A 22,980-nucleotide genomic window follows, 5' to 3' on the forward strand; every position below is an offset into this window, starting at 1 on the left:
GGTAACGACGATCGGCGACCGGCCGGATCGACACCACCACCTCAACCGTCTTGAGACCGACCCGGGCCGGCGTCGTCGGTTTCGGCGAGGATGCCGTAGAGCTTGCGGCGGGTCTCGTCGAGCACCCGGACCGCCCGCTCGCGCTGCTCCGCGTTGCCGTTCATCAGCACGTGCCGCAGCACCTGCATCGTCTGCATCCCGGACTCGCGCACATCGTGCCAGCTGTCGACGGTCTCCGGGGCGAGCTCGGTCCACGGGGCGGCCTGCGCCGCCTGCTCGGCCTCGGGCCGACCGGCGTCGGTGAGCGCGTAGCGCTTGCGTCCGCCGCCGGCGCCTTCGGCAGTGCCGACGATCAGGCCCTCGTCCTCGAGTAGTTGCAGGGTGGGATAGATGGAGCCGGGGCTGGGGCGCCAGGCGCCCCCGGTGCGGGAGTCCAGTTCCTGGATCATCTCGTAGCCGTGCATCGGCCCGTCGACGAGCAGGGCCAGCACCGCGGCCCGCACGTTGGGTCGCCGCCGCCGACCGCCACCTCGGCCACCGCCGCCCATGCCCCGGCCACCGAACGGGCCGCCGGGCCCGAATGGCCCGCCCGGTCCGCCGGGTCCACCGAAGCCGGGCCCGAAGGGTGGGAACCCGGCGCCGCGCAGGAAGGCCCCTGGGCCACCCCGTGATCTGTCGCGTCTCATGTAAACCTCCACTGAAGGATCGTTGATACGTTCACGATATATCGGGAAGCTGTCGGCGACAACCCGGAGTGCCAAGTGAAATACGCGACACCCCGACACGACATGTAGGTGCCTACCGCGAAGCCACCCACCAGATATAGTCCCGGACGCAACTGGTTCGGCCGGGCAGCCAGCCCGGCCGAGGCAACAGGGAACCCGGCGCGAATCCGGGACTGCCCCGCAGCGGTGAGTGGGAACGACCGCCGTCGAGCACACTGGGCCACCCCGGCCTGGGAAGTGACGGCCAGTAGGTGACCGGCATGTCCGGTCCGGCCCACAAGTCCGAAGACCTGCCGTTGTGCCGGATACGCCGAACGCGTACCCGGTGGTCCGATCGCCGCGCGGGACGGCCGACGGCTGCGACGCGTTGGCCATCGCGCGTTCGCGCCTGTCTGCCTGCCCGCTCGGCCTCCCACGAGGCGATGCCAGGAGGCACCACAGGTGACCGTCGTCACACATCCCGCCGCTACCGCACCGGCGGCCACGCCCGGTCAGCAGCCGACCCGAATCCGCGACCGAGCGGGGACCGCCACGCCGGTCGACCCCGACCGGCTGCGCGACGCGGTACGGCGCCACGCCGACGGCCTCGCCGACGTCGACCCGGGGCGGGTCGCGGCCAGGACGCTCAGCGGTCTCTACGACGGCATCACCACCGCCGAGTTGACCCGGCTGCTGATCCAGACCGCAGCCGACCTGATCGGCGAGGACCCGCAGTACTCCCGCCTGGCCGCCCGGCTGCTCGCCGACCAGATCGGCACCGAGGTCCGCCGGCAGGGCATCGGCTCGTTCAGCCAGGCGATCCGACTCGGGCACACCCACGGACTCGTCGGTGACGAGACGGCCCGGTTCGTCGCCGAGCACGCCGCCGACCTCGACGCCGCCACCGACCCGGCCGCCGACCGCCGGTTCGAGTACTTCGGGCTGCGGACCGTCTACGACCGCTACCTGCTGCGCCACCCCACCAACCGACAGGTGGTCGAGACACCGCAGTACTGGCTGCTGCGGGTGGCCTGCGGACTGTCCGACACCCCGACCGAAGCGGTCGACTTCTACCGGCTGATGTCGTCGCTGGCGTACCTGCCGAGCTCACCGACCCTGTTCAACTCCGGCACCCGGCACACCCAGATGTCGTCGTGCTTCCTGGTCGACTCGCCCCGCGACGAACTGGACTCGATCTACGACCGGTACGCGCAGGTGGCGAAGCTGTCCAAGTACGCCGGCGGCATCGGCATCTCCTGGTCACGGGTCCGCTCGCGGGGTGCGCTGATCAAGGGCACCAACGGGCTGTCCAACGGGATCGTGCCGTGGCTGCGGACGCTGGACGCCTCGGTGGCCGCCGTCAACCAGGGCGGCCGACGCAAGGGCGCGGCCTGCGTCTACCTGGAGCCGTGGCACGCCGACATCGAGGAGTTCCTGGAGCTGCGGGACAACACCGGCGAGGACGCCCGGCGCACCCACAACCTCAACCTGGCCAACTGGATCTGCGACGAGTTCATGCGCCGGGTCGACGCCGACGCGACGTGGTCGCTGTTCAACCCGGCCGACGTACCGCAGTTGCCCGACCTGTACGGCGCCGAGTTCGACACCGCGTACCGGGCCGCCGAGGCCGCCGGGCTCGCCGTGCGCCAGGTTCCCGCCCGCGACCTGTACGGACGGATGATGCGCACCCTGGCACAGACCGGCAACGGCTGGATGACCTTCAAGGACCGGTCCAACCTGCTGTGCAACCAGACCGGGGAACCGGGCAACGTGGTGCACCTGTCCAACCTGTGCACCGAGATCGTCGAGGTCTCCTCGGACACCGAGACCGCCGTGTGCAACCTGGGCTCGATCAACCTCGGTGCCCACCTGACCGCAGCTGCGACCTCGACTGCGGCCGGGGCCACGGCCGCCGACGTGGACTGGGCACGGCTGCGCGACACGGTCCGCACCGCCGTGGCCTTCCTCGACCGGGTCATCGACATCAACTACTACCCGAGTACGCAGGCCGCGGCGTCCAACCCGCGCTGGCGCCCGATCGGGCTGGGCATGATGGGGCTGCAGGACGTGTTCTTCGCCCTCGGCCTGCCGTTCGACTCAGCGCCCGCCCGGGAGCTGTCCACCCGGATCGCCGAGGAGATCTACCTGACCGCACTGGAGACCTCCGCCGGGTTGGCGCAACAGTACGGGCCGCACCCGGCGTACCCGCAGACCCGGGTGGCGCGCGGGCAACTGCACCCCGACCTGTGGGGCGCCGAGCCGACCCAGACCGAGCGCTGGGCGGCGCTGCGGGTGCGGGTCGCCGAGCACGGACTGCGCAACTCGCTGCTGGTGGCGATCGCCCCGACGGCGACCATCGCCTCGATCGCCGGCTGCTACGAGTGCATCGAGCCACAGGTGTCCAACCTGTTCAAACGCGAAACCTTGTCCGGGGAGTTTCTGCAGGTCAACACTGCCCTGGTGGGACGGCTGAAGGCAGCCGGGCTGTGGACGGCGGCGGTCCGCGAGCAGATCACCCGGGCCGAGGGGTCGATCCAGCAGATCACCGCCATCCCGGCCGAGGTACGGCAGCTGTTCCGTACCGCCTGGGAGCTGCCGCAGCGGGCGCTGATCGACCTGGCCGCCGCCCGAGCACCGTACATCGACCAGAGTCAGTCGTTGAACCTGTTCATGGCCGCACCGACGATCGGCAAACTGTCGTCGATGTACCGCTACGCCTGGCAGTCAGGTCTGAAGACCACCTACTACCTGCGGTCGCGTCCGGCGACCCGGATCCAGCAGGCCACGGTCTCCGTCACGCCGACCGCACCGGTCGACACCGGGGCGGTGGCCTGCTCCCTGGAGAACCCCGAGTCCTGCGACGCCTGCCAGTGACGCCCCCCACCGAGATGCCGGGAGAGACCACCACGATGACACCGCGCCCGATGCTGCTCGACCCGGGGATGGACCTGACCCTGCGGCCGATGCGCTACCCGCACTTCTTCGACCGCTACCGCGACGCGATCAAGAACACCTGGACGGTGGAGGAGGTGGACCTGCACTCCGACCTGGCCGACCTGGACCGGCTCAGCCCGGCCGAACGGCACCTGGTCAGCCGGCTGGTCGCCTTCTTCGCCACCGGGGACACGATCGTCGCCAACAACCTGGTACTCAACCTCTACCAGCACGTCAACAGCCCGGAGGGGCGGCTCTACCTGTCCCGGCAGCTGTTCGAGGAGGCGGTACACGTCCAGTTCTACCTGAACCTGCTGGACACCTACGTCCCCGACGAGCAGGAGCGGACCGCCGCGTTCGCCGCGATCGACAACATTCCGTCGATCAAGCGCAAGGCCGACTTCTGCTTCCGCTGGATCGACTCCCTCTTCGGGGTGCGGGAGCTGCGGACCCGCGACGACCGGCGGGCCTTCCTGCTCAACCTGATCTGCTTCGCCGCCTGCATCGAAGGGCTGTTCTTCTACGGGGCCTTCGCCTACGTGTACTTCCTGCGGTCCCGGGGGCTGCTGCACGGCCTCGCCTCCGGCACCAACTGGGTGTTCCGCGACGAGTCGATGCACATGGCGTTCGCCTTTGACGTCGTCGACACGGTCCGCGGGGAGGAGCCGGACCTGTTCGACGACGAGATGGCCGAGCAGGTCCGCCAGATGCTCGCCGAGGCGGTCGAGGCCGAGGCACAGTTCGCCGAGGACCTGCTCGGCCGGGGCGTGCCCGGGTTGTCGCTGGCCGACATGCGCCTGTACCTGCAGCACGTCGCCGACCGCCGGCTCGCCCAGCTGGGCATCGCCCCGCTGTACGGCGCGACCAACCCGTTCGCCTTCATGGAGCTGCAGGACGTACAGGAACTGTCGAACTTCTTCGAACGCCGGGTCTCCGCGTACCAGGTGGGGGTGAGCGGGGCGGTGAGCTTCGACGAGGAGTTCTGAGCGGCGATGTGGGGTCGGCCGGTCATTCGACCGGCTGGCCCACCGGCTGCGCTTCGCCGGCCCGCCCGCGCCGGAATCCCGGGTACGTCAGCACGAAGGTGCTCACCGCGGCCATCAGCACCGCGCCGACCAGCACCGGCAGCGGCGCCCAGACCGCGTACAGGGCGGTGCTGGCGGTCGGTGCCAGGACGAAGGTCAAGCCGTTGGTGACACCGATCAGCCCAGCGAGACCACCCTGTTCGTCCCGGTCGACGGCGAGCGTCGGACCGGCCACGTAGCCGGGCATGGCTGTCCCGAGGCCGAGACCGATCAGCGCCATCGCGACGATCAGCACGGCCCGGTGGGTGTCCGGGACGAGCAGCACGAAGCCGATCAGCGCCACCAGGCAACCGACCCGCAGCAGCAGGGCGGGCCGCCAGCCGCTGCGCGGCACCACCACCGCCTGGGCGAACGCCATCCCGGCCCCGGCGGCCAGCAGCGCGCCGCCGGTGAGCAGCCCGGTGGCCTCGGCGTCGAGTCCGAACCGGTCCTGGACGAGGAAGCCGCTGACCACCTGGACGAACCCGAGCGCGGTGAACATGCCGAGCCCGGTCAGCAGGTACGGCCACACCCGGGCGTCCCACGGGCTGACCCGGGCCGGGTCGGCGATCAGGTCGGTACGGGTCTGCCGGCGCAGCCGTACCGCGACGGCGGTCAACCCGACGGCGAGCAACGCCGGAACCGCCAGCAACGGCGCCATCAGTCCGATCCCGGCCAGCAGACCACCGACCAGGGCACCGGCGACCATCGCGACGCCCTGCACCGCGCCGATCCCGGCCATGCCGCGTACCCGGGCCGCCGGGTCGGGGGTGACGTCGGCGATGTACGCCTGGGCGGTGGGCGCCACCGCCGCGATGGCGGTGCCGAAGCCGACGCCCCGGAACACCACGAAGAGCAGGAACAGCGCGGTGCCGGTGACGATGCCGCGCATGCCGAGGTCGGCGAGCAGCGCGAACAGTGCCGTCGTCGTGGTGGCCAGGGCGAGCGCCGCGACCAGCACCGGTTTGCGGCCCCACGATTGGCTGCGCCGGCCCCACATCTGACTGGTCACCACCATCATCAGGGCGGAGACACTGATCATGACACCGACCTGCCATTCGGCGAGGCCGATCTGACGCGACAGCGGGGCGATGATCGGGTTCAGTGACATCTGGCCGAGGAAGACCAGGAACACCGCGCCGAGCAGCAGCGGGATCTGCGGCCGTGGCGCGGTGCCCGACTCGGGCACGACGGTGGCGCCACGGGGGATCATGCGGCCACGCTAGCCACCGGTGATCAGCTGCCCAAGGACGCCGGTCACATCCGTCGACCCGGGCGTGAGCTACGACGACCCGGGGCTGAGCTGCGACGGCGCCCGCGTCAGCTGAGCAGACTGTCGCCGATCCAGCCGTCGGGCGCGCACCCGGGCGGGATCGCGAAGACCGCCGACCCGATCGGGGTGACCCACTCGTTGAGCAGGTCGTGTTCGGCCAGCCGGCGTTGGATCGGCAGGAACTGCGCGTCGATGTCCGCCTGGTAGGCGGCGAAGATGAGCCCGCTGTCGGGGGTGCCGTCGGCACCGGGGACACCGTCGTAGTTGTACGGCCGACGCAGGATCTTGTAGCGGTCGTCGGAGACGTGCGCCCGGGTGACATGTGCGAAGTCCGGCATGATCGGCAGCCCGACCTCGTTGACCGCCGCGAAGTCGGGGACGTCGGTCTCCTTCTCCCCTGTCAGCGGCGCGCCGGTGTCGAGCCGGCGGCCGATCACCAGTTCCTTGTCCACCCGGCCGAGCTTGTCCCAGGTCTCCATCTCGGTCCGGATCCGGCGGACCACCAGGGTGCTGCCGTCACGGTGCCAGGCCGGACCGTCGTCGACCCAGACGGCGGTGTCGAAGTCGGCGGTGCCGGGCGTCGGGTTCCCGGTGCCGTCGATCTGCCCCATGATGTTGCGCTGGGTGTGCGCCTCGTGCTCCACGCCCCGGCCACGGCGGAAGCCCTGCTGCACCCAGCGGACCGAGGCGAACGGCCGGGTGTCCTTGATCAGCATCCGCTGGGCGTGCGCGACCGTGATCGGGTCGTCGGCGCAGATCTGCAGCAGCAGATCACCGCCGGACCAGCCCGGCTCCAGCCGGTCGATGGCGAACGGCGGCAGATCGGTGACCGACGACGGGCGGCGCTCGGCGATCCCGGCGGCGGCGTACAGCTGTGGTCCGAACCCGAAGGTGACGGTGAGCCGGGCCGGCAGCACGGCGAGCTCGGGTTCGGTGTCGGCCAGCGGTGGCACGCCCTGGGTGAGCCGGGCGGCGTCGTCGCTGAGCAGCCGCAGCAGCCGGACCAGCGCGGCCCGGTCGGTCGCCGGGCCCAGGGTGAAGGCGACGAACGCGGCGTACGCCTGCGGCGGGGTGTCCACCCCGGCCTGGCGGGGTCCGTGGAACGGCACCGTCTCGGTGCCGAAGTCGACCGGCGCCAACGTGGCCGCCCCGGTCGGGGCGGCCGCCGGAGACTCCTCGCGCGAGGCCGCCGCCGAGACCGCCGCCCCGCCTGCGAGGGCACCGCCGAGCGCGGCGGCCCCGCCGGTGAGCAGCAGCCGGCGGTCCACCTGCGGTGGTACGGGTTGATCGGTCATGCCGGTTCAGCCGTGGTCCATGCCCGTGCCCGGGTCGTAGCTCTCCTCGGCACCGGCGAACGGCTTGGCGACGGCGGTGAACTGCGACGTCGCGCCGTCGGCGAAGGTCACCGTGAAGGTGACCTCGTCGCCGGGCTGCACCGGTTGCGCGATGTCCATCAGCATGATGTGGTCGCCGCCGGGTTCGAGGGTGTGGCTGCCGCCGGCGGGAACGACGATCCCGCCCGGCTTCTCCCGCATCACCATCGCGCCGTCGGCCATCGCCATCTCGTGCAGCTCGATCGGAGAGATGTCAGTGCTGACGCCGGTGATGGTGATGTCGGCGTCGGTGTCGTTGACCAGCACTCCGAACGCGGCGGTCATGCCGTCGTCGGCGGCCTTCACCCACGGGTCGCGCACCACGAGGCCGGCCGTGGCCTCGGCCGACGCCGTCGCACCGGCCGACGCGTCCGGGCTGGGCTGCGCCTGGCTGGAAGCGTCGCCGTCGCCGCAGCCGGCAAGGGTGACGGCGAGGGCGAGGCCGGCGACGCCGGACAGCACCGCACGGAGCGTGGCGGTGCGCCGGACCGGGGCCGGCTGGAGCGCTGATGACATGCGGGTTCTCCTCACGAGTCGTACGACGGAAGTAGTCGCCGCACCGGCCCGGTCGGTTCCCGCAGTGAACTAGCTCACACGCCGGCGGCCGCGCAGGGCGACGACGGCGGCCCCGCCGATCAGCAGCACCACGGCACCGGCGAAGGCGAGCAGCCACCCTCGGCGGCTCCCGTCCCCGGCCTCGTCCGAACCGGCCGCCGCACCGTCCTGGGCCGAATCCGCCGACGCACCGGTGAGCGGGACGTTCACCGCGAACCGGAACGCACCCTGCACCGGATGTCCGTCCACCGAGACCACCCGGTACGCGACCGTGTAGACGCCGTCGGGCAACGGCTGCACCGGGCGCACGATGCCCCGTTGCTGGTCGACGGTCGGCCCGTCGACCGGCATCTGAGCGCCGGCGGCGTCGCTGACCACGATCGTGGTGTAGTCGCCGTTGAGCGGTTCGGTGAAGGTCAGCACGATCTCCTCGGGCGACTGCGCCACCCGGGTGTTCTGGCCTGGTTGACTAGCCGACAGTGCGGCGTGCGCCGCAGCCGGGGAGGCCGGACCGACGACCACCACGGCGGCGAACAGCGCCGCCATGGCCCCTCGGGCGACCCGGACGGGTAGGGCTGATCTGGGCACGGACGGGACCTCCTGTCACAACGGCACCAGCGGCGGCCGGATCGCCATTCGATCATCCGACCGCGGCACCGGGCGAGGCCCGGCCGGTGCGATTCCACGGCCGGTCGCGGTCGCGGGAACCCGACCCTACGACGGGCCGACTGATGTTGCGTCGACGAGGGGAGGGCATCGGGTGCGGTCACGGACACGATGGTGGGTGCCGACGACGGTGGCGACCGCGGCGATGGCGGTGTCGATGCTGCCGCTGTACGCGGTCAGCGCGCTCGGTCCATACCTGGCCGAGGACCTGGGCGTGTCCCGGGCGGCGGTCGGGGTGCCGGTGACGGTCGCGTTCGCGGTGGCCGCGACGGTGTCGCTGGTCGCCGGTCGGCTGGTCGACACGGTCGGCGCCCGCCGGGGGTTGCTGTGGTTGGCCGCGATCGTCGCGGCGGCGCTGCTGACCGGTGCCACCGCCGGCAGTTACCCGGTACTGGTCGTCGCGGTGGCGGTGACCGGCCTGGGCATGGCGTTGGCGAATCCGGCGACGAACGTGCTGGTGGCGACGATGGTGCCGGCGCACCGACGGGGCGACGCGATCGGGGTGAAGCAGTCCGGGGTGCAGCTCGCCGCAGCACTGTGCGGGCTCGGGCTGCCGGTGGTCGCGGCGGTCCGGGGGTGGCCGGCCGGCCTGGGTCTGGCCGGGCTGTTGGCCCTGGGGCTGCTCGCCGCGACGTGGTGGCAGGTGCCACGCCCGGCGCCACGTGACGCCGCAGGCGGACCGTGGTGGCGGTGGTCGCGGCCACCGGGCTGGGTGGTCGGGCTGATGGGCTACTCGCTGCTGCTGGGTACCGGCCTGTCCGCGGTCAACACCTACCTGCCGCTGTACGGCGTACAGCAGCTGAGATTGACCGGATGGTCGGCCGGGACGCTGCTGGCGGTGTTCGGTGCCGCCGGTGTCGTCGGCCGGCTGTGGTGGACCCGGTCGGCGGACCGGCGCGCGGAGGTGACCTCGGTGCTCGCCGCACTGTCGCTGGTGGCCACCGCGTCGGCGGTGCTGGTGCTGGCGGCCGGGCTCTTCCCGCCGCTGGTGTGGTGCGGCGCGATCGGCGTCGGGATCTCGGCGACCGGGGCGAACGCGGTGTCGATGCTCGCCGTGGTCCGCGCCACGGCCGCGCCCGGGCACGCCTCGGCGCTGGTGTCGACCGGGTTCTTCGGCGGGTTCGTCGTCGGGCCGGTCGGTTTCGGGGTCGTCGCCGATCTCGGCGGGTACGGGGTCGCCTGGTCGACGGTCGCCGTCGTGTTCGCCGCCGCTGGCGTGGCCGGGTGGCGGCTGGCCGTCACCCGGGCGGCAGCCCGGTCCGACACGACCGGCGGCGGGCCGCTCACCCGGCCCGTCGCACCGGCCGACAGGACGGCACCGTCGTGACCCGACCGCGTACGCCGTCGCCGACCGGGACGGCCGCCGCGCCCGCGCACCGGGCCGCGCTGGACGCGATGCTGGGCCGGCTCCCCCGGATCCACGCCGCCGTCGGCGACCGCTTCCCGCTGTACGCCGACCCGGCCACCGGGGAGTGGACCAGCACCCGGCGCGGGTCGTGGACCGGGGGCTTCTGGGCCGGGCTGCACTGGCTCAGCCTGGCCGTGCACCCGGACACGCTCGCGCGGGAGCAGGCGTCGACGGTGACCGGCCGGTTGTCGGCGCGGGCCGGCGACGACACGGTGACCCGGGCGATGACGTTCTGGTACGGCGCCGCCGCGACCGGCGGACGGCTCTGCCGGGACCCGGCGGCCGACCAGGTGGCGGCGGTCGGCGCGCGGGCGCTGGCCGCGTCGTTCGAACCCGGGTACGGCGTGTTCCCGGTCGGGACGGCGTTCGGCGGCCCGCCGCAGCCCCGGATCGGCATCGACGCGCTCGCCGCCGTGGTGGCGCTGATGTGCTGGGCCGACGAACCGTCCGGGGACCGGCGGCTCGCCCGTCGGCACGCTCGGGCCTGCGCCCGACTGCTGGTCACCGACGAGGGCCAGGTGCTGGCCGAGCGCACCCTGCCCGCCGACCGGCCCCCGCCGGCCCGCGAGCAGGTGTGGGCACGCGGGCAGGCGTGGGGCATGCTCGGTTTCGCCGTCGCCGCCGACCGGCTCGGCGGCGAGTTCACGTCGGTGGCGCGGCGGGTCACCGACTGGTGGCTGGCGACAGCAGGGCCGCCGGGGGCGCCGCCGGCGGTGTTCGGCCGTGCCGGTGCCCCGCTGGACAGCTCGGCGGCGGCGATCGCAGCCGCGGCGATGTGGACGCTCGGCGGTCAGCCGGCGCGGTGGGCGCAGCGGTACCGGCAGGCCGCCACCGCCACAGTCGACGCCCTCGTCGTCGGCCACCTGGCCGACAACGGGGCGCTGCGGGACGGCTGCTACGACCCCGACCGCGACATCGCCTGCCGGCACGAGCTGATCTGGGGCGACTACTTCCTGGCCGCCGTGCTGGCGATCCGCTGCGGCGCGGTGCCGGTGGCCGCCTGGTAGTCGGCGAGCAGTCGGGTGGCGACGGTGGTGACGTGCCACTCGTCCGGGCCGTCGAGGATCCGGGCCGCCCGCGCGGCACGCAGCAGCATCGCCAGTGGCGTGTCGTCGGTCAACCCTTCGGCCCCGTACACCTGGATGGCCCGGTCCACGACGGCGTGGAACGCCCGGGCGGTGACGACCTTGGCGGTGCCGGTCGGGATCCGGGCGTCGCCCCCGGCGGCCACCGACGCGACCGCCGCGTGGGTGAGGGCCCGGGCGGCGGCCAGTTCGGCGTGGCTGTCGAAGACGTGACCGTGCAGCAGCTGCTTGTCGGCCAGCGGGTGCGGCCCGACCCGGCGACGCACCAGCCGGTCGCGCATCAGGTCGAACGCGCGGGCGGACTGGCCGAGCCAGCGCAGGCAGCGCAGGGTACGGCCCAGGTGCAGCCGGCCGGCGACGATCCGCAGGCCGGCTCCGGCGTCGCCGATCAGATGATCGGCGGGGACCCGGACGCCGTCCAGGTCGATCTCGTACTGCCCGCCCACGCCGAGCACCGGCAACTGCCGCACGATCCGGTAGCCGGGCGCGGTGGTCGGCACCAGCAGCAGGCTGAATCCGGCCTGGCCGCTGCCGCCTGCGGCGGCCAGCTCCGGTGCGGTCCGGCAGACCACGGTGGTGAAACCGGCGTCGGCCGCCCGGCTGGTGAACCACTTGCGACCGGTGATCACCCAGCTGCCGCCGTCGCGCTCCGCGCGGGTGGCCAGCGACATCGGGTCGGTGCCGGGCACCCCGGGTTCGGTCATCGCGAAACTGGGCGGGCAGCGGCCCTCGACCATCGGCCGGAGATAGCGCTCACGCGCGGTCGGCGTCGCGTGCGTGTCCAGCATCGTGGCGTCGAGCAGCAGGTCCGAACCGAGCACGGTCGGCCCGAAGTCGCTGTACGCCTCGACCTCGGCGAGGCGGGCGTACCCGGTCAGCGTCAGCCCCTGCCCGCCGAGCGTCGTCGGCAGCGGGAGCGTCCACAGCCCGGCCGTACGAGCCTGCCCTTGCAGCTCGGCCAGGAGGCTGCGGGCCGGGTCGCCGCCGGCCGCGAGCAGCCCCTCCACGGGCACGACGCGGCTGTGGACGAAATCCGCCACCCGATGTTCAAGATCCATCGCTGTCCCTCCAGGACGGCACCGTCGTGGTGGGACGGCGCGGTTCGAACCGTCCGGGAACCGGAACGGCTCGGTGCACGACTACTGCAGACGTGACAGTTGATGTCGGAGGCACCGGTACCGTAGTCGGTCCGGCGGCCGGTCCGGTTCCAGGCGGGACGTTGGCGGGTCACGTCGTCGCCGGCACGACCGCCACCACCGCAGATCAGGTCCTCGCCTGCCACCTTGTCGATCTCGGCGCCACGCGGGACCCCGGCGACGGGCCGCTGCGGCTCACCGTGCCCGGTGGGATGGAGCTGCCGGTCCAGATCGACTGGTCGCATCCGGGCGTCACCGCAGGCGACGCAGCGACGTGGCCGCTCGACGAGGTGACCGCCCAGGCCCGGTGCGCGCTGATGGCGGTGCACGGACGCGCCCGGGGCGGTCCGGCCCGGATCGCCCTGGACTACGTCGGCACCGCCGCCGGGCTGCTGGCCTGCCAGGGTGTCCTGGCGGCGCGGTTGGCCGGACTGCGCGGTGGTGCGCCCGCCGGCCCGGTGACGGTCTCGGTGGCCGGGGCCGCGCTGCTGACCGTGTCGCAGTATCTCGCCGCCGGCAGCGCCGTCGACCCGGAGTACGTCGAGCTGCCGGCGACCGCCGGCACACCGCCACCGTTCGCCTGCGCCGACGGGGCGTTGGTGGAGCTGGAGACCCTCGACCCGGCACCGTGGCACCGGCTGTGGACCGAGCTCGGCGTGGCCCCGTCGGTGGCGGGACACGCCTGGCGGGGCTTCGTGCTGCGGTACGCGACCGCGACCGCCCCGCTGCCCGTGCAGCTGCACGCCGCGATCGGGCAGGTGCCGTTTGGGCGGCTACGTGACCTGGCGCAGGCGGCCGGTGTCGCCGTCCAGCTGGTACGCGGGCACGCCGAGCGCTGCCACGACCGGTACCAGCCGGGAGTCGACAGCCCGCCGTGGCGCATCGGTGCCGGTCCGGTGGCGGCGGCGTCACCGGCGTCCGGGACGCGATGGCCCGCAGCCGAGGGGCCGCTGGCCGGGCTGCGGGTGGTCGAGGCGGGCCGGCGCATCCAGGGACCGCTCGCCGGTCAGCTGCTGCGGCTGCTCGGCGCCGAGGTCGTCCGGATCGAACCGGTCGGCGGTGACCCGCTGCGCGGCATGCCGCCGATGGTCGGCGACTGCTCGGCCCGGTTCCTGGCGCTCAACCGGGGCAAACGCATCGTCGAGGCTGACCTGCGCAGCCCGGCTGGCCGGGCGACGGTGCGTGACCTGGCCGCCGACGCGGACGCCTTCGTCCACAACTGGGCCCCCGGCAAGGCCGCGCAACTAGGGCTCGACGCCACCGACCTGTGGGCGGCGAACCCCCGGCTGGTCTACGCCTACGCCTCCGGCTGGGGGGACGCGGCCGGCAGCGACCCGCCGCCGGGCACCGACTTCATGGTGCAGGCGTACGCCGGTCTCGGCACCCACCTGCGCCCCTACGGCGAGGCACCAGCGGGTTCGTTGATGACCCTGTTGGACGTTTTGGGTGGACTGGTGGCCGTCGAGGGAGTCCTCGCCGGACTTGTCGCCGGCCACCGCGACAGGCGTGGACAGCGGGTGGACAGCAGCCTGCTGTCGGCAGCCGGGGTGCTGCAGGGTCCGGTGCTGCGTGGGGAACGCCCCGCCCGGCGTGAGCGCGACCCGCTCGACGGTCCGCTACCGGCCATCGGCGGCCAGTTGGCCGTACCCGCCGGCACGACACCGCAGTCGCTGACCCGCGCGACCAGCGCCGTCGGGCCGGCGGATGCGCTCGACCGGCTGGCGGGACTCCCGGTCGACGACGCTGTCGCCCTGCTGCGGGCCGGTGGTGTCGCGGCGGTACCGGTCTGTCCCGATCCCGGCCTGCTCGCCACCGATCCGGCCTTCGCCGAGCTGCTCGACATCGACGGCTGCGCCTACGTCCGTGCGCCCTGGAGGTTCGTCCGTTGACCGTGCTGACCGCCACCGACCTGGTCCCCGCCGCCCTGCGCCGCTGGTGGCGTCATGCCGGCTACTACCCCGATGCCGACCTGCACACCCTGTTCACCCGGCAGGTCACCGCGGCACCGCAGCGGGCAGCGGTGATCGACGACGAGGGAACACACTCCTACCTCGAACTCGCCGACCGGGTGTCCCGGCTGGCCGCAGCGTTGCGCGCCGCCGGGGTCGTCACCGGCGAGGTGGTCGCGGTACAACTGCCCAACGGCTGGCAGGCGGTGGCGGTGGACCTGGCCGTCGCCGCGATCGGCGCCGTGGTGCTGCCGTACCCGATCGGCCGGGGCCGCCGCGACACCCTCACCCTGCTGCGCCGGTCCCGGGCGGTGGCCGCGGTCGTCGCGCACAAGTTCGGCGACGTCCCCTACGCCGACGTGCTCGCCGACCTGCGCGACGACCTGCCGGACCTGCGTACCGTGATCGTGGCCGGTGGCGGCGGCCCGGACAGCCTGGAGGGCCTGGCCCGCGACGGGGCCTCGACGACCTGGCGGCCGACGGTACGGCCCGACGCCCCGGCCCGGATCCTCGTCTCCTCCGGATCCGAGGCCGCCCCGAAGATGGTCGTCTACTCGCACGAGGCCCTCGCCGGCGGACGGGGCGCGTTCATCGACGCGTTGCACACCGGGCCGGGGCCGATGCGCAACCTGTTCCTGGTGCCGCTGGCGTCCTCGTTCGGGTCGTCCGGCTCCGCGGTGACGGTCGCCCGCTTTGGCGGGACCCTGCTGGTGCAGTCCCGTTTCGACGCCGCCCGGGCGCTGGAGCTGATCGACCGGCACGGCCCGCACCTGGTGTTCGGGGTGCCGACGATGTTCACGATGATGCTCGATCATCCTCATTTGTCGAGGGTGGACATGTCGACGGTCCGGGCCGTCGTGGCGGGCGGGTCGCGGGTCGACCCGGCGACCGTCGCCGCCTGCCGGGACCGGTTCGGCTGCGCCTACGTCAACTGCTACGGCTCGGCGGACGGGGTCAACTGCACCACCGACCCGGCCGACCCGCCGGAGGAGGTGCACGACGCGGTCGGCCGGCCGAACCCGGCGGTCGCGGCGGTCCGGGTGGTCGACGAGGACGGCCGGGACGTGGCCCCGGGCGACGTCGGCGAGATCTGGGGGCTCGGGCCGATGAGCCCACACTGCTACGTCGACGCCGACTTCGACGTCCGCTACCGCACCGACGACGGCTGGGTACGCACCGGCGACCTCGGCCGAATCGACGTCGACGGGTTCCTGCACGTGGTCGGCCGGCGCAACGAGATCATCATCCGGGGTGGGCGGAACCTCTCCCCGGTCGAGGTGGAATTGCTGGTGGCCCAGCATCCGGCGGTGCGCCAGGTGGCGTGCGTCGGCGTACCGGACCGGTTGATGGGTGAACGGATGGCGGTCTGCCTCGCCCTGCGCGAAGGCGCCACCGCCCCCACCCTTGGCGAGCTGGCTCACTATCTGACCGACGTGCACGGGCTGGAACGCGCCAAGCTTCCCGAACGTCTCCGGGTGTTCGACACGCTGCCACTGTCGCCGGCCGGCAAGGTCGACAAGCGGTGGCTGCGGGAGCAGTTCACCGAGACGCCCCAATGACCCTCCCGGCCGCCACGACCGACCCGTCGTCGCCCGGTGACGCTCTGCCACCGGCCGGCGCCGCCGTGGCCTTCAGCGGCGTGACCTGCCGGTACGGCCGGCGTACCGTGGTCGACGCGGTGGACCTCACCGTCGACGCCGGTGAGCACCTGACGTTGACCGGGGCGAACGGCTCCGGCAAGACGACGCTGCTGCGTACCGTCCTCGGGTTGCATCCGGTGGCCGCCGGCACCGTCTCGGTCGGCGACGAGGTGGCACGCGGTCGGGCCGGCTGGGCGCGGCGCCGGCGGGACGTGGCCTGGGTACCGCAACGGCTCGCCCCCGGCCGGTTCCCGCTGCTCGTCAATGAGCTGCTGGCCAGCGGTGGCGCCGCGTCGGCGGCGGCCGACGCCGCCACCGCGCTCGGCGTCGGCGGACTCGACGACCGCCCGTTGCACACCCTGTCCGGGGGGCAGCTGCAGCGGGTGTTCCTGGCCCGTGCCCTCGGCGCGGTCGCCGCCGGGGCCCGGGCGTTGCTCGCCGACGAACCGACCGCCGCGCTCGACTTCGACGGCCAGGAACAGGTCGCAGGGCTGCTGGCGGCACTGCCGGTCACCGTCGTGGTGGTCTCCCACGATCGGGCCATGGCCCGCGCCTGTGACCGGGTCGCCGAGATGGCGGCCGGCCGGCTGCGGGTGATCTGAACAGGTGGAACACTTCCTCGACCTGTTAAGTCTGCCGGCGGTGCAGCGGTCGGCGATCGGGTTGGCCGTGGCCGCCGTCGGGTTGCCGATCGTCGGGGTGTTCATCGTCGGGCTGGACATCATCGCCGTCCGGTTCGCCATCATGCACGTGGCGTTGCTCGGCATCGCCGTCGGCCTGCTCGCCGGACTGGACCCGATGCTGTGCGGGCTGGTGGCCTGCGGACTGGCCGGAGCCGGCGTCGCCCCGCTGGCCCGCCGGCCCGCCGGTCTGCCGGGCGCGATGGGCCTGCTGATGACGTTCGCGATCGCCGCCGCACTGCTGGTGCTGTCGGTGTCCGGGGTGAACGCCACCGGCGCGTTCGAGCTGCTGTGGGGGTCGATCCTGGCCACCCGCGACATCGACCTCGTTGTACTGGCGGTCCTCACCGTCGCCGTGCACCTGCTGTTCTGGCGCTACCGGCGGCAGCTGGCGCTGCTGCTGTTCGACCGCGAACTGGCGCTGTGCTCCGGGGTGGCCGCCAGCGGCCTGATGCTGGCACTGCTGGTCGTCGTCGCGGTGGCGATCGGCGCGTCCATCCGGCTCACCGGCGCGCTGCTGGTCGACGCGCTGACCATCCTGCCGGCCCTGGCGGCCCGCAATCTGGGCCGGTCGCTGACGTCGATGGCCGGCTGGGCGGTCGGCTTCGGGGTCGTCGGCAACGCTCTGGGCTTCACCGCCGCGCTCCTGCTCGACCAGCCACCCGGACCGGTGCTGGTCCTGGTGGCCGGCACCTTGACCCTGCTCACCTATCTCATCCCTGAAGGAGCACGTGATGCGCTGGTCCCGAACCGTCGTGGCGTTGACCGCGACGGCAACCCTCGTCCTGTCGACGACCGGGTGTGGCAGCACTGACGCCGATCCGGCACCGTCGAACAGCACCGGTGCCCCGGCCGGCGGCCCGGCCGTCGTCGCCTCCACCACCTGGGTCGGTGCCCTGGCCAAGGCCGCCGGGATCGCCGAGGTCACGGTGATCGCGCCGGCCAACGTCCAGCACCCGCCGGACTACGACCCCAAGCCCAGCGACCTGGCCGCCGTCGCCGACGCCGACTACGTGCTGTACGCCGAGTTCGACGGCTTCGCCGACCGGCTCACCGAGGCGGCCGGCGGTGACGCCGAGCTGGTCCCCGTACAGTTGGAGAACACTCCGGCGGTGATCACCGCCGAGGTGACCCGCCTCGGTGAGTTGTTCGGCACCGCCGACGCTGCCGCCGCCTGGCTTGCCGAATTCGACAGCACCTACGCCGAACTGTCGGGCCAGGTAAAGGCGGTCACCGTTGAGCCGAGGACGGCGGTGAGCCACCTGTTCATGGCGTACTGGGCGGAGTTCGCCGGGTTGCAGGTCACCGGCACGTACGGGCCGGCGCCGGTGACCGCGAGCCAGCTTGCCGAGCTGACCGCCGTCAAGCCGGCAGTGGTATTGGCCAACGCGCACCTGCCGGGCGCCAACCCGGACGTCGACGGGGCCACCCGGGTGGACATCGTCAACTTCCCCGGCGCGGACCTTGACCTGTTGGCGGTCTTCCGGAACAACGCGGAAAGTATCAGCGCCGCGCTGGCCGGACCCTGAGTCGGTGATGTCGTGGAGCACGCCGCAGTACTGGTCGTCGGGGGCGGGGGCCCGTCGGGCTGGGCCTGGCGATCCGGCTGGCCCAGCTACGGGTCCCGACGGTGCTGGTGGAGCGGCACTCCTCGACCGCGACGTTTCCGCCCGGACGGTCATGTCGCCTGGCGCGCCCGCGGTACGCCGGCCGACAGTCTCGACCTCGTGTTGACGGCGATTCTGGCGCGACCGGATGGAGGCACGTCACACTCTCGACAGCCCCATTGAGGGTAGGCTCACCTAACAGTCACCACGTCCCGGGAGCTCTCGCGATGCCGTTCACGCTCACCCGAACCGCCGCCGAGCGGGTGTTCCGCCGGACCGCCCGGCTGTCCGACCGCACCTGGCTGACGCCGGGCTACCTGCGACTGCGCCTGACCGGAGCCCAGCTGCGCGGCTTCACGTCGCCCGGAGCGGACGACCATATCCGACTCTTTCTCCCGCTCGGTGCCGACGGTCCGCACGACGGCCCCAGCCGGGAGGTGACCCCGCTCGACTGGGACCCTACGGCCGGCTGGCTCGACCTGGAACTCGTGGTGCACCCTGGCGGGCTGGCCAGCGACTGGGCGGTCGGGGCTCCGCTGGCCTCCCCGGTGGCGGTCGGTGGGCCACGCGGCTCGACCGTCCTGCAGGGCACCCCGGACGCCTGGTTCCTGGCCGGGGACGAGACCGCGATCCCGGCCATCCGCCGGTTCGTCGCCGCGATGCCACAGACCGCGTCCGGACGAATTCTGATCGAGGCGCCCGACCGGGATCACCAGGTCGACCTGGCGCCACCACCTGGTGTCGACCTGGACTGGATCCACCGTGGCGACGGGCCACCCGGCCGGGCCCTGACCGGCGCGATCGACGCCGTCGACGCCGGGCAGCGACCGGCCGGTGCGGTGTTCGGCTTCGTCGCCGCCGAGCAGTCCGTGGTGCCGGCCGGCCGGGCGCTGCTGCACGACCGCTGGGCGCTCCCGCCGGAGCAGACGATCGTCAAGGGCTACTGGAAACACTCGGAGTAGTCGAACCAGCGCCGGTGCCGACGGGGCGCCCCGTCGGCACCGGCGGCACGGGTCAGGCCGGGTCGTCGGCGGCGCGGTCGGCCGTCGGCAACGCGGCGGCGCGGGGCAGCAGCTGCGCGGTGAGCAGGGTGGACAACGCGGAGGTGTCGATGCCGCCACCGCCGGCGCCGTCGGTGCGCACCACCACCGGCTGCGGGGCCTTGCCGGCCAGTTCCGCGCCGACCTCCAGACGCCGCAGCGCCAGCTCGTACTGCAGCACGGCCCGGTTGTCCCGGTACGCCTGGGCGAGTCGCCGCTGTGCCTTGGCCTCGTTCTCGGCGGCGATCAGCCCGCTGCGGCCCCGGGTCTCGATCTCGAACCGGACCCGTTGGGCGTTGGTCTCCTGCTGCTCCAGCAGCCCGGCGACCTGCTCCCGGGCCTTGTTCAGGGCCGCCTTGACCTCGACGAACCGGGCGTCGCGCACCTTCTTGGCGCGCTCGATGTCCATCTGCAGGCTGTCGATGCGCCGCTTACGGGTCAGACCCCACTCCTGCTCGTACGCGGCGTGCTCCTTGGCGACCCGTTCCTGGGTGGCCAGGTGCTGCTGGTACTGGGTGGGCAGCTGCACGTCCGGGATGTTGCAGCCGGTAATCCGTACCCCGTAGCGGGACAACTGCCGGTTGAGCAGATCCTGCATGTCGGCGACGTCGGAGCCGCGCAGGTCGTACGCCCGCTCGGTCTGCACCTGGCGGGCCCGCTGCCGGATGGCGTCCTGCACGGCGCTGGACAGCACCAGGTCGAAGTTGCCGGCACCGATGGTCCGCACGAACAGCACCGCGTCGGTGATCCGCAGCTTCATGAAGAACTCGATCGAGCGCAGCGGCACGTTCTCCCGGGTCGGGCAGGCCATCACCGGCGCCGAGTACGGGATCTCGGTGGCGACGTCGACGACGAAGTCGACCCGCGACCACGGGTGCCACAGGTAGTGCCGGCCCGGCTCCAGGGTGCGGGTGACCGCGCCGTAGCGGGTCAGGACGCCGTGCGTGCCCTGTTCGATCTCCACGATGGACGACCGCCACCACCAGAGCGCGCCGAGCAGCAGCAACAACACGCCGACGAACCAGCTGGCACCGGCGAGCGCGCCGTAGGCGGCACCGATCAGCCCGTCGTCGCCGCGGACGGCGAACATCACCCCGCTGAGCAGGGCGAGCAGACCGAGCCAGAGCGGCACCATCCAGCCGAGCCGACGGCGGTGCTTGGGGATGACCACGGGGACGAGGCTGCCGGCGTCGCCGCCGCGCAGCAGTTGGGCGAGCTCGCTCCAGGGTGCGACGGCCTCGGAGATCACCGAACGGCCGCTGGCGAACTTGTTGATCACGGCCGAACCTCCGTGGTGTCGTCGGTCAGCTCCGGCGTACCGGAGGTCAGCGGGTTGGCATCGACTGTGGTGACGGTCGGGCGGTCGGCCTCGCGCAGCGCGGCGATCTCCGGTTCCCGTTCGGCGATGCGGGCGGCGACCTCGGCCAGCCGGGTACGCATGGCGGCCATGTCGGTGTCGCTGAACAGTTCCGCGCCCCGCTCACCGACCATTTCGCGGGCCAGCTTCAGCAGGTCGACACCGACCGCGCCGTTCGGGTCGGCCGAGCCGCCGATGCGCACCAGCCGGGGCAGGTGGTCGGCCACCTCCTCCAGGGTGTCGAGCACCTCGCGCTGGTAGCGGTACTCGAGGATCTCGGGAGCCTCGGCGGCGGTGACCGCCCGGATGTCCAGGGCCTGGGCCTCCAGCAGCGCCGCGTTCGCCTTCGCCTCGGACTCGGCGGAGACGTAGCGCTGGCGGGCCAGCGCCTCGGCCCGGTTGGTCTCCCGCTCCACGGCGGTGTCCATCTGCGCCTGGTACTGGGCGATGTCGGCCTGGATCGCCGACAGGGTCTCCTGCAGGGTGGCCAACTCCTTGGTCAGGTCGCCCTCGTCCTGTTCCTTGCGCAGCTGCAGCGCGTACTGGTGGGTGTAGGCGTCCTTGGCGACCCGCACCATCTCCGGGGCGGCCAGGTCCATCCGGTACTCACGGTCGGAGGGTTCGGCGTGGGTGATGTTGGCGTTGGTCAACTCGACCGCCGGGCGGAACTGCTGATTGAGCTGTTCCAGCAGGCGTCCGGTGTCCTCGCCGACCATGTTGTAGATCTCGGCCGCCTCCTGCTCGTAGATCAGGCTGCGGATGGTCTCGCTGACCGCGTTGCTGAGCTTCTCCTCGAAGCCGCGCACCGCGCCGAGGGTGTAGACGAACTCGACCGGGTCGCTGATCCGGAACTGGATGAACAGGTCGATGGAGGCCTTCACCCCGCCCTTGGTGGGGGCTTCGCGCACCGGGGCGTTGAACGGGTACTCGCGGGTGGTGTTGACGATGTACGACACCCGCTTCCACGGGTTCAGCAGGATCACCCGGCCGGGGCCGACGACCTGCTCCAGCTTGCCGAAGCGGGTGATCAGCGCGGCGCAGCCGTCCGGCACCATGACCATGCCCTGCCGCCACCAGACGAAGCCGACGGCGAACAGCGACAGCAGCCAGTAGTGGATGCCGAAGAACGGGTTGAACAGCACGCTGCCGCCGGCCACCGCGATGACGACGGCGGCGACCGCGCCGAGGACGAGCAGCAGCGACACCGGCAGCATGGTCGCCAGGGACCGGCCACGCGGGATCACCATCGGGCAGATGACGTGCGCCTGCCCGGACTCGTCGCGGCGTTGCTCGCTGCGGTTGAGCACCTCACCGGCGTCGTCGAGTGGAACCCGGCGCTGCTCCATGACGGTGTCGATGCTGCCGCCGAGGTCGCGGGCGGCCGGGAAGTCGACCGGGTCCATCCCGTCCTCGGCCAACTGCCCCCGACTGCCCCCGCCGGACCGGCCGGCCCCGCCGGGCTGGCCGCCCCCACCGGTCATGGCGGCGCCCCGGCGCTGCAGTTCCGCCATCGCCACCTGTCGGGGGTCACCACCCTGGGCGATCGCTTGGGCGGCGGTACGTATTCCTTGCTGGACCCGTGACACGGCTCCCCTTCCGGCAAGTTCCAGGTCCCGCGAATGCTAGCGGCCCTGGTCAAGTCCGGTGGTGCGATGCCGTGACGGGCTGCGGTCAACCGCGGTCGGCGACCAGGGCCGGGCCCACCGTGAGCGTCAGCTCGGTTACCGATAGTCGCTGCCGCGGTGCACGTTCGCGCTCGCCGAGCGTGGCGTCGAGTGCGTCGAGGCCGTCGGCCGGAGCGCGCCGCCCGACCGCGACGACGGCCAGCGGGGTGACGGTCGGGTCGTGGTCGAGCAGGGCGGCGAGCCGGTCCCGGTCGAAACCGCCCATCTGGTGCACGGCCAGACCTTCGTGCTGCGCCTGGACGGACAGGTGCGCGACCGCCTGGCCGGTGTCGTAGGCGGCCCAGGGGCGGCTGGTGCCGTCGGCGGTGACCGTCTGCGCCGCGACCACGATCAACGCGGCGGCGGCGGGCGCCCAGAGCTGGTTGCCGGGATCCAGGGTGTCCAGCACCCTGGTGTGGGCGGCGCTGCCCCGGCGGGCGACCGCGAAACGCCAGGGCTGACTGTTGCCGGCGCTCGGCGCCCACCGGGCGGCCTCCAGCAGCGCGGTGACCTGCTGGTCGGTGAGCTGGTGGTCCGGGTCGAACGCCCGGGGGCTCCACCGCTGCGCGAGCAGCGGGTGCAGTGGCTCGGCGGTTGTCGCGGTCTTGCGCAGGTCGGACACCGGGCGCTCCTGTCGGGTCGAGGTGGGTGACGGTCCGATCGACCGTACGACGATGTCGGTTGAGCATTCAACTATAAGACGGGTGTCGTGGCCACAGTGGGCCGACCGCTCGCCGCCACGCCGCCGGCAGCATCCGGGCCAACCCGCAGATCATCGACTTTCATCGCTCAAATACTTATCCTAAGGGTCGATAGATGTGGCGTCCGGCCGTCCTCGCACGTCA

At 72.7% G+C, this 22,980-nt stretch carries 19 protein-coding genes and 1 riboswitch; of the genes, 10 read left to right on the plus strand and 9 right to left on the minus strand.

The annotated features are described in order from the left end of the window. Positions 1–41 precede the first annotated feature (41 nt). A complete protein-coding gene (locus ACN28F_RS04350) occupies positions 42–686 on the minus strand; it encodes a PadR family transcriptional regulator (RefSeq protein ID WP_289206815.1) in 645 nt (214 codons plus the stop codon). Between the two features lie 135 nt (positions 687–821). Beyond that, positions 822–1,037: riboswitch (cobalamin riboswitch) on the plus strand. A gap of 84 nt (positions 1,038–1,121) precedes the next feature. Here ACN28F_RS04350 and ACN28F_RS04355 point away from each other — a divergent pair. Continuing rightward, positions 1,122–3,578, plus strand: coding sequence for a ribonucleoside-diphosphate reductase subunit alpha (locus tag ACN28F_RS04355; RefSeq protein WP_421361250.1), 2,457 nt, complete (start codon positions 1,122–1,124; stop codon positions 3,576–3,578). Between the two features lie 14 nt (positions 3,579–3,592). Continuing rightward, complete coding sequence (locus tag ACN28F_RS04360) at positions 3,593–4,624, plus strand: ribonucleotide-diphosphate reductase subunit beta (RefSeq protein ID WP_289211012.1); 1,032 nt, start codon at positions 3,593–3,595, stop codon at positions 4,622–4,624. A gap of 22 nt (positions 4,625–4,646) precedes the next feature. Here ACN28F_RS04360 and ACN28F_RS04365 read toward each other — a convergent pair whose 3' ends face one another. The 4 genes from ACN28F_RS04365 to ACN28F_RS04380 all read right to left on the minus strand — a co-directional run bounded on the left by ACN28F_RS04365 (position 4,647) and on the right by ACN28F_RS04380 (position 8,491). Continuing rightward, on the minus strand, positions 4,647–5,915 hold the full coding sequence (locus tag ACN28F_RS04365; RefSeq protein WP_421357037.1) for an MFS transporter: 1,269 nt from the start codon (positions 5,913–5,915) through the stop codon (positions 4,647–4,649). A gap of 107 nt (positions 5,916–6,022) precedes the next feature. After that, a complete protein-coding gene (locus ACN28F_RS04370) occupies positions 6,023–7,270 on the minus strand; it encodes a Dyp-type peroxidase (protein WP_289206818.1) in 1,248 nt (415 codons plus the stop codon). Positions 7,271–7,276: 6 nt separating this feature from the next. Then, positions 7,277–7,864 carry a copper chaperone PCu(A)C gene (locus ACN28F_RS04375; protein ID WP_289206819.1) on the minus strand — a complete coding sequence of 196 codons (588 nt, stop codon included), beginning with the start codon at positions 7,862–7,864 and terminating at the stop codon, positions 7,277–7,279. A gap of 69 nt (positions 7,865–7,933) precedes the next feature. After that, positions 7,934–8,491, minus strand: a complete 558-nt coding sequence (locus tag ACN28F_RS04380; protein ID WP_421357038.1) for a copper resistance CopC family protein — start codon at positions 8,489–8,491, stop codon at positions 7,934–7,936. Between the two features lie 196 nt (positions 8,492–8,687). Between ACN28F_RS04380 and ACN28F_RS04385 the strand changes: the two genes are divergently transcribed. Both ACN28F_RS04385 and ACN28F_RS04390 read left to right on the plus strand, forming a co-directional pair. After that, positions 8,688–9,896, plus strand: coding sequence for an MFS transporter (locus tag ACN28F_RS04385; RefSeq protein ID WP_421357039.1), 1,209 nt, complete (start codon positions 8,688–8,690; stop codon positions 9,894–9,896). Beyond that, the gene (locus ACN28F_RS04390; protein ID WP_421357040.1) at positions 9,893–10,984 is read left to right on the plus strand and encodes a hypothetical protein; all 1,092 of its coding nucleotides are present in this window, start codon (positions 9,893–9,895) and stop codon (positions 10,982–10,984) included. The genes ACN28F_RS04385 and ACN28F_RS04390 overlap by 4 nt, the downstream gene beginning before the upstream one ends. On the opposite strand, the gene ACN28F_RS04395 is transcribed toward ACN28F_RS04390, so the two are convergent. Beyond that, positions 10,924–12,120 (minus strand): acyl-CoA dehydrogenase family protein, encoded by a 1,197-nt coding sequence (locus ACN28F_RS04395; RefSeq protein ID WP_421357041.1) that lies wholly within the window; start codon positions 12,118–12,120, stop codon positions 10,924–10,926. The two genes, ACN28F_RS04390 and ACN28F_RS04395, sit on opposite strands and share 61 nt — an antisense overlap. A 161-nt stretch (positions 12,121–12,281) precedes the next feature. Here ACN28F_RS04395 and ACN28F_RS04400 point away from each other — a divergent pair, with 161 nt between their 5' ends. The 6 genes from ACN28F_RS04400 to ACN28F_RS04425 all read left to right on the plus strand — a co-directional run bounded on the left by ACN28F_RS04400 (position 12,282) and on the right by ACN28F_RS04425 (position 19,036). Beyond that, entirely contained in the window at positions 12,282–14,087 is a 1,806-nt protein-coding gene (locus ACN28F_RS04400) for a CoA transferase (protein ID WP_421357042.1), read from the plus strand. A 2-nt stretch (positions 14,088–14,089) separates the two neighbouring features. Next, positions 14,090–15,706, plus strand: a complete 1,617-nt coding sequence (locus ACN28F_RS04405; RefSeq protein ID WP_421361252.1) for a class I adenylate-forming enzyme family protein — start codon at positions 14,090–14,092, stop codon at positions 15,704–15,706. After that, positions 15,703–16,389, plus strand: a complete 687-nt coding sequence (locus ACN28F_RS04410; protein WP_421357043.1) for a metal ABC transporter ATP-binding protein — start codon at positions 15,703–15,705, stop codon at positions 16,387–16,389. The genes ACN28F_RS04405 and ACN28F_RS04410 overlap by 4 nt, the downstream gene beginning before the upstream one ends. A 4-nt stretch (positions 16,390–16,393) precedes the next feature. Then, entirely contained in the window at positions 16,394–17,281 is an 888-nt protein-coding gene (locus ACN28F_RS04415) for a metal ABC transporter permease (RefSeq protein WP_289206826.1), read from the plus strand. After that, entirely contained in the window at positions 17,202–17,996 is a 795-nt protein-coding gene (locus tag ACN28F_RS04420; RefSeq protein ID WP_421357044.1) for a metal ABC transporter solute-binding protein, Zn/Mn family, read from the plus strand. Before ACN28F_RS04415 ends, ACN28F_RS04420 begins: the two co-directional genes overlap by 80 nt. Positions 17,997–18,301: 305 nt before the next feature. Next, the gene (locus tag ACN28F_RS04425; protein WP_421357045.1) at positions 18,302–19,036 is read left to right on the plus strand and encodes a siderophore-interacting protein; all 735 of its coding nucleotides are present in this window, start codon (positions 18,302–18,304) and stop codon (positions 19,034–19,036) included. A gap of 52 nt (positions 19,037–19,088) precedes the next feature. Here ACN28F_RS04425 and ACN28F_RS04430 read toward each other — a convergent pair whose 3' ends face one another. The 3 genes from ACN28F_RS04430 to ACN28F_RS04440 form a co-directional block, all read right to left on the minus strand. Beyond that, positions 19,089–20,393 carry an SPFH domain-containing protein gene (locus tag ACN28F_RS04430; RefSeq protein WP_289206829.1) on the minus strand — a complete coding sequence of 435 codons (1,305 nt, stop codon included), beginning with the start codon at positions 20,391–20,393 and terminating at the stop codon, positions 19,089–19,091. Beyond that, a complete protein-coding gene (locus ACN28F_RS04435) occupies positions 20,390–21,982 on the minus strand; it encodes an SPFH domain-containing protein (RefSeq protein WP_289206830.1) in 1,593 nt (530 codons plus the stop codon). The genes ACN28F_RS04430 and ACN28F_RS04435 overlap by 4 nt, the downstream gene beginning before the upstream one ends. Positions 21,983–22,142: 160 nt before the next feature. Next, positions 22,143–22,757, minus strand: coding sequence for a nitroreductase family protein (locus ACN28F_RS04440; protein ID WP_289206831.1), 615 nt, complete (start codon positions 22,755–22,757; stop codon positions 22,143–22,145). Between the last annotated feature and the right edge of the window lie 223 nt (positions 22,758–22,980).

This window comes from Solwaraspora sp. WMMA2101, assembly GCF_049179175.1.
Taxonomy (GTDB): Bacteria; Actinomycetota; Actinomycetes; order Mycobacteriales; family Micromonosporaceae; genus Micromonospora_E.